This is a genomic window from uncultured Algibacter sp., from assembly GCF_947487575.1.
Lineage (GTDB): Bacteria > Bacteroidota > Bacteroidia > Flavobacteriales > Flavobacteriaceae > Algibacter_B.
The window spans coordinates 1-5847 of sequence record NZ_CANKXG010000019.1; the positions used below are offsets into that span (position 1 = coordinate 1).

The following is a 5847-nucleotide window of genomic DNA, read 5'->3' on the forward strand; positions in this document are numbered from 1 at the left end:
GCTTTACGTACCCAGTGTTTTCCGATGTTTTCATTACACTAATGTTTTAGTGTATCGCTATTTCAGGACGGGACAAAAATATTATATAAAAACCCCTTTCCGAAATGGAAAGGGGTTTTATTTTTTTAAGAGCCGATGGAGGGACTCGAACCCACGACCTGCTGATTACAAATCAGCTGCTCTAGCCAGCTGAGCTACATCGGCATTTTTACGGGTGCAAAGATAATCGCAAATACTACATTTGCAAACACGCCATCAAAAAATTTATCCAAGCTTATTAATTTTTTCAATTAAAGCTCTTCCTTTACTTTCAAGCTCAGTATTTATAGCTTTAAAATGGGCTTTAGGGCTTTCTACATTTTTAGCGTTTACCTTAGCTATTAACGCGTCAAAAGTTTCAATAGCTTCATCTATAATCTCTTCGCTTTTTTTAGTATCTTTATCTGTATTAGTGTATTCCCAAACGTATACTGCTTCAATAATATCACCTAAAACATAATTTATATCCTTTTTTAAATCTCTAACATTTGCCATAATTTCTATTTAAATATTTTAACAAAAATAGGTAAAAATTCCAACAAAAAATTTAATTTCCAGAATAGGTTACAAAGTTTCTGGGTGTTTCATAAAGTGTAATTACAAGATCTAAACTAACATCAATTAAAGGTTTTATTTTATTATAAATAACTACAGCAATATTTTCGGCTGTTGGATTTAAATCTTTAAATTCGGGAACTTCAATATTTAAGTTTTTATGATCAAAAGCGTCTTCAATCTCTGTTTTAATAATATCTTTTAGAATTTTCATATCAATTACATATCCCGTTTCCTTATCTATATCTCCCTCTACACTTACAATAAGTTCATAATTATGCCCGTGAAAATTAGGGTTATTGCACTTCCCAAAAATTTCATCATTCTTTTCAAAACTCCAATCTTTTCTAAATAATCTATGTGCGGCATTAAAGTGCGCTTTTCTACTAACGGTAACTTTCATTAAGATGCAATGTTTATATGTTCGTAGAACTTATCAAAAATAACTTTAAACCATTCGGTATATAACTCAGGATGTACTGAGATATCGACTTTAACTTCGTTTATAGCCATCCATTTCCAACTGGCTACTTCTTGTTTATTAATAATAGGTTCATTTTCATAATTACCTAATAATACATGATCATATTCGTGCTCGGTTAAACCATTATCAAAAGGTGCTTTATAAATAAATGAAATAGATTCTTTTAAATCTACTACAAATCCCATTTCTTCCATTAAACGCCTTTTACCTGCCTGAATATTAGATTCTCCATTGCGTTGATGGCTGCAACAAGTATTAGTCCAAAGCCCTGGAGAATGATATTTACCCATTGCTCTTTGTTGCAACATCAGTTCATTTTTATCATTAAAAATAAATACTGAAAATGCACGATGCAATACAGCTTTTTCATGAGCTTCCATTTTAGGCATCAACCCAATTTGTTCATCCTTTTCATTAACAAGGATTACTTTTTCTTCTTCCATAGATAACAAAAATACGAACAAAATTATAACTTAATAAACCTCGAAAAATAAAAAAGCACCTAAATAAATTTAGATGCCTTTTAAGTTGATGGTTAATTGTTACTAGTTAGCAACCACAATAAACTCACTACGCCTATTGTCTTGATGTTCTTCTTTAGAGCATTTAACTCCATTAGAGCAATGGTTTGTTAATCGAGTTTCTCCATAACCTTGGCCTGTCAATCGACTAACAGATATGCCTCCTTTTTCTATAATATAATCTCTTGTAGATTTATTTCTTCTATTAGATAATGCCCAGTTATAAGCATCTCTTCCTCTTGAATCTGTATGCGAACGAACATCAATCTTTACATTAGGATACTCATTCATATAGTTAATAACCTTTGTTAATTCAATTTCGGCGTCAGGACGTATGAATGATTTATCATAGTCAAAATAAATAGGATTTAAGTTAAGTAACAATGCTAAATCTGTACCTATTTTTGCAGCTTCTGGATCTAATTTTAATTCTAATTTCAACTGCTCCTTTTCATCTTTTGCTATAGTAAAATCAGCAAAATCTTCTTTGTATTTATCTTTTTTGGCCTCAATTAAATAGGTTCTCTCTTTACAATCTAAATTAAACCCAAAACTACCAGAATTATCACTCTTCAAACTCTGAAGTAAGTTCCTGCCAGAATCATATATAAAAACATTAGCATTAGTTATAATTTCCTGAGTTCTTTTGTTTATTACTGTTCCTGTTATATTTTTTGTGCAATTTTCCATTAAAAAACTATAAATATCATCATCACCTTTTCCTCCCTCTCTATTTGAAGAAATATATCCTTTCTTTGAAGCTTCGTTTATAATAAACCCAAAATCGTCCTTTGGGCTATTAATAGGTTTTCCTAAATTATGAATCAATGTTGATGTCTCATTTAATTTATCTACATCAACTCTAAAAACATCAAGTCCGCCTAAGCCAAGATGTCCATCAGAAGAAAAATAAAGCGTACCATTATCACTAACAAAAGGGAAATTTTCTCTTCCTTCTGTATTAATTTTAGAGCCTAAATTTAAAGGTTCACTGTAAGTTCCATCTTCATTAATATTAACTACATAAATATCAGACTGCCCTTGTGTTCCAAACATATCAGAAGCAAAATACAGCTTTTTTTCATCAGCACTAAGTGCTGGATGTGCTACATTATAATCATCATTATTAAATGGCATAGACACAATATTTGACCATACACTATCTATTAAAGTTGCTTTAAAAATTTTTAATCCGTTAATTTTAGCATCGCTCCTATTAACCTTGCCTTTGAAAAAATTGTTTCTTGTAAAATATGCTGTTTTTCCATCTTTAGTAAACGTTGTTGAAGATTCATGATATTTAGTATTTACATCTCCATTTACTTCTTTCACACTGCCATTATCATTTAGCTCGAATAAATCTAAAAAAGGTTGTTCGTTCCATTTATAAATAGCTTCATCTTGATCTCGTGATGATGCAAAAATTAAGTGACCTTGATAAGTTGATGTACCAAAATCTGAAAACCCTGTATTTATATCCAAATTCACTAATTCAAAATCATAGGACATTTCATTAATAGCTTTTACATAATCTGGCTTATTAATAAACTGCTTTACTCGAGAATCATCAGATTTTATAGCCGCAAAACTTTTTAAAACTTCATCAGACTCTTCATATTTTTCTTCTGCTCTTAGAGCTTGAGCATACCTAAAATAATTTTCAGAATCTGTTGTAGAAAGATTAAAAGCCATTAATTTTTTATACCATGCAGCTGCATCTTTCATTTCATTATTAAAATAAAATGTATTAGCTAATTTTTCTATAATATCTGGAGAAGCATTTTCTTGGTTTGCTAATTCTAAAAGCTGATTTCGAGAATCTACATAAGCTAGATTATCGTATTTTTTTATTGCAGCTCTTGATTTTTTTTCATTTTGCGCTAAAGAACTATTAAAAACCAAAGCACTTAAAATAGAAAGTATGTAAATATGTTTTTTCATGTCTGTAGTTTTTTAGAAGAATCTTGGTGATAAAATTTTACCTATTTGTTGTAATTCAAATCGTAGCATAACTTCATGGGTTCCGCCATTAAAAGCATTTAATCCAGTAGTTGTAGCATCATAAGCATATCCTACAAATAAACCTGGATTAACTTGAAATCCTGCTAAGCCACTTACAGAATCATCCCATCTGTATGAAAGCCCTAAAGTAAATTTATCATTAAATAAAACATTAGCCGAAAGATCTGCAATTATTGGTGCTCCTGAAACTCCTTTTACTAGAAATGCTGGTTTTAACTTAGTATTATCACTTAAATCAAACACATAACCTCCAATTAAAAATAGATGAAAACGTTCTGTAGCTACAGAGCTTTCAATTTCATTATCGTAATGATTCGTTTCTAGAATATTCGGAACTGCTAATCCTAAATACCATTTTTCTGAATGCAAATACAAACCTGCGCCTAAAGTTGGGGATGTTAAACTAATATCATCACCAAATAATGGATCACCGTCGGTGGCATTACCCTTACTCCAATCCGTATCAAGCATGTGTAACCCTGCTTTAAGACCAAAAGATAACTTTAAATTATTAGATTCGTTAACTGGAATTGTATAAGACAAATTAGCATCAAAACTTGTTTCTGTAGCTGGTCCTAATTGATCACTGACTATATTTAAACCTAATCCAATTCTGTCGTTTTTTAAAGGTGAATGAATACCAAATGTTATAGTTTTTGGGGCGCCATCAATGCCCACCCATTGGGTTCTATACAGTGCTGTTGCACTTAACACCTCTCTTTGTCCAGCATACCCTGGATTCACACTCATAGTATTATACATATAATGTGTAAATTGTGGATCTTGTTGCGCTTTAACCTCTAAATTTAATAGTGCAGTAAACACTACTAAAATCAAACTTTTAATGAATAATGATTTTTTTATCATTTTTTATTTTTTTTAGCTGTTTACTTTATTTTATCTATTTATGTATAACCATCCTACTTTTGGCTTTGAACCGTCTCCAAAATCAAGAACGTAATAATAAGTTCCCTCTGGTAACTTTTCTTCTGAATTAATAGTTACCCTTCCGTTTGAAGTTCCATTCCAACCATCTTCATTACGATAGCCTCTTTTCTTATATACTATATTACCCCAACGGTTATATACTTCTAGTGTGTTATTAGGATAATTCTCAATACATTTAATAATTAATGTATCACCAAGATTGTCTCCATTAGGTGAAAACTCGTTAATTACTGTTAAGCATCCTAATTCTGTAACAGTTGGGTCATTTGTTGGATCTGTATCATCATCCGGCCCATCTGTTGTTTCATCACCATCATCACTTACATCACTTACTGTTCCGACCGAGCTATTGGCTGTCGCAATAACACTATTACTAACACCACCTGCATCAATAGCCGACTGAGTAATTTTAAAGCTAGCTGAGTACGTAGCAATTTCACCAGCAAGAAGTGTTCCTTCTGGACTGCCTAAATCTGCACTATCAAATACTGGTAATTCGGTTAATGTAATTGTATTTCCATTTGCATCAAGGAAAGTATCCACTAAAGTTATACCAGTTAAAATAATGTTACCAGTATTTTCAACTTCTATAGTATATTCAATCGTATCATTTAATGATGTTCCTGAAACTTGTGCCGTTTTAGTTACTTCTATAGAAGCCTGGCAATTTGTTGCAATTGGGTCACATGGGTCGGTTGGAATACTTGTTTGATCACTTGGATCACCATCATTATTTGGATCTACTTCCTCTTGATCTGTTAAACCATCTCCATCACAATCAACTCCTGAAGTAATTACTAAAGTAATATCAGAAATTGTATAATCACATGGGTCATTAGGATTTGTTGGGGTTTCACCATCTGGTGGTGTTAATTCATCACCATTGGTTACGCCATCGCCATCACAATCAGCTACTAAATAGTCTCCGCTTACTGCTACGGTTATGTCTGTATCTACAAAATCACATGGGTCATTTGGATTTGTTGGGGTTTCACCGTCTGGTGGTGTTAATTCATCGCCATTGGTTACGCCATCTCCATCACAATCGGCTGCTAAATATGCTGCGCCTAAGGCTACGGTTACATCTGCTGATACAAAATCACATGGGTCATTAGGATTTGTTGGGGTTTCCCCATCTGGTGGTGTTAATTCATCGCCATTGGTTACACCATCGCCATCACAATCGGCTGCTAAATATGCAGCGCCTAAGGCTACGGTTACATCTGCTGATACAAAATCACATGGGTCATTAGGATTTGTTGGGGTTTCACCGTCTGG

At 32.5% G+C, this 5847-nt stretch carries 6 protein-coding genes and 1 tRNA gene; all 7 read right to left on the reverse strand.

Annotated elements, in window-relative coordinates; genetic code table 11:
* Positions 1-130 precede the first annotated feature (130 nt).
* Positions 131-204 (reverse strand) — tRNA-Thr (locus tag Q0870_RS15260).
* A gap of 60 nt (positions 205-264) precedes the next feature.
* Complete coding sequence (locus Q0870_RS15265; protein ID WP_298556752.1) at positions 265-534, reverse strand: hypothetical protein; 270 nt, start codon at positions 532-534, stop codon at positions 265-267.
* 52 nt (positions 535-586) lie between these two features.
* On the reverse strand, positions 587-997 hold the full coding sequence (locus Q0870_RS15270) for a 6-carboxytetrahydropterin synthase (protein ID WP_298556754.1): 411 nt from the start codon (positions 995-997) through the stop codon (positions 587-589).
* Complete coding sequence (gene idi, locus Q0870_RS15275) at positions 997-1521, reverse strand: isopentenyl-diphosphate Delta-isomerase (RefSeq protein WP_298556755.1); 525 nt, start codon at positions 1519-1521, stop codon at positions 997-999. The genes Q0870_RS15270 and idi overlap by 1 nt, the downstream gene beginning before the upstream one ends.
* 102 nt (positions 1522-1623) lie before the next feature.
* On the reverse strand, positions 1624-3540 hold the full coding sequence (locus Q0870_RS15280) for an OmpA family protein (RefSeq protein WP_298556757.1): 1917 nt from the start codon (positions 3538-3540) through the stop codon (positions 1624-1626).
* Positions 3541-3552: 12 nt separating this feature from the next.
* A complete protein-coding gene (locus tag Q0870_RS15285; RefSeq protein WP_298556759.1) occupies positions 3553-4488 on the reverse strand; it encodes a type IX secretion system membrane protein PorP/SprF in 936 nt (311 codons plus the stop codon).
* Positions 4489-4518: 30 nt separating this feature from the next.
* A partial coding sequence (locus Q0870_RS15290) for a gliding motility-associated C-terminal domain-containing protein (RefSeq protein WP_298556761.1) occupies positions 4519-5847 on the reverse strand: 1329 nt, incomplete at its 5' end.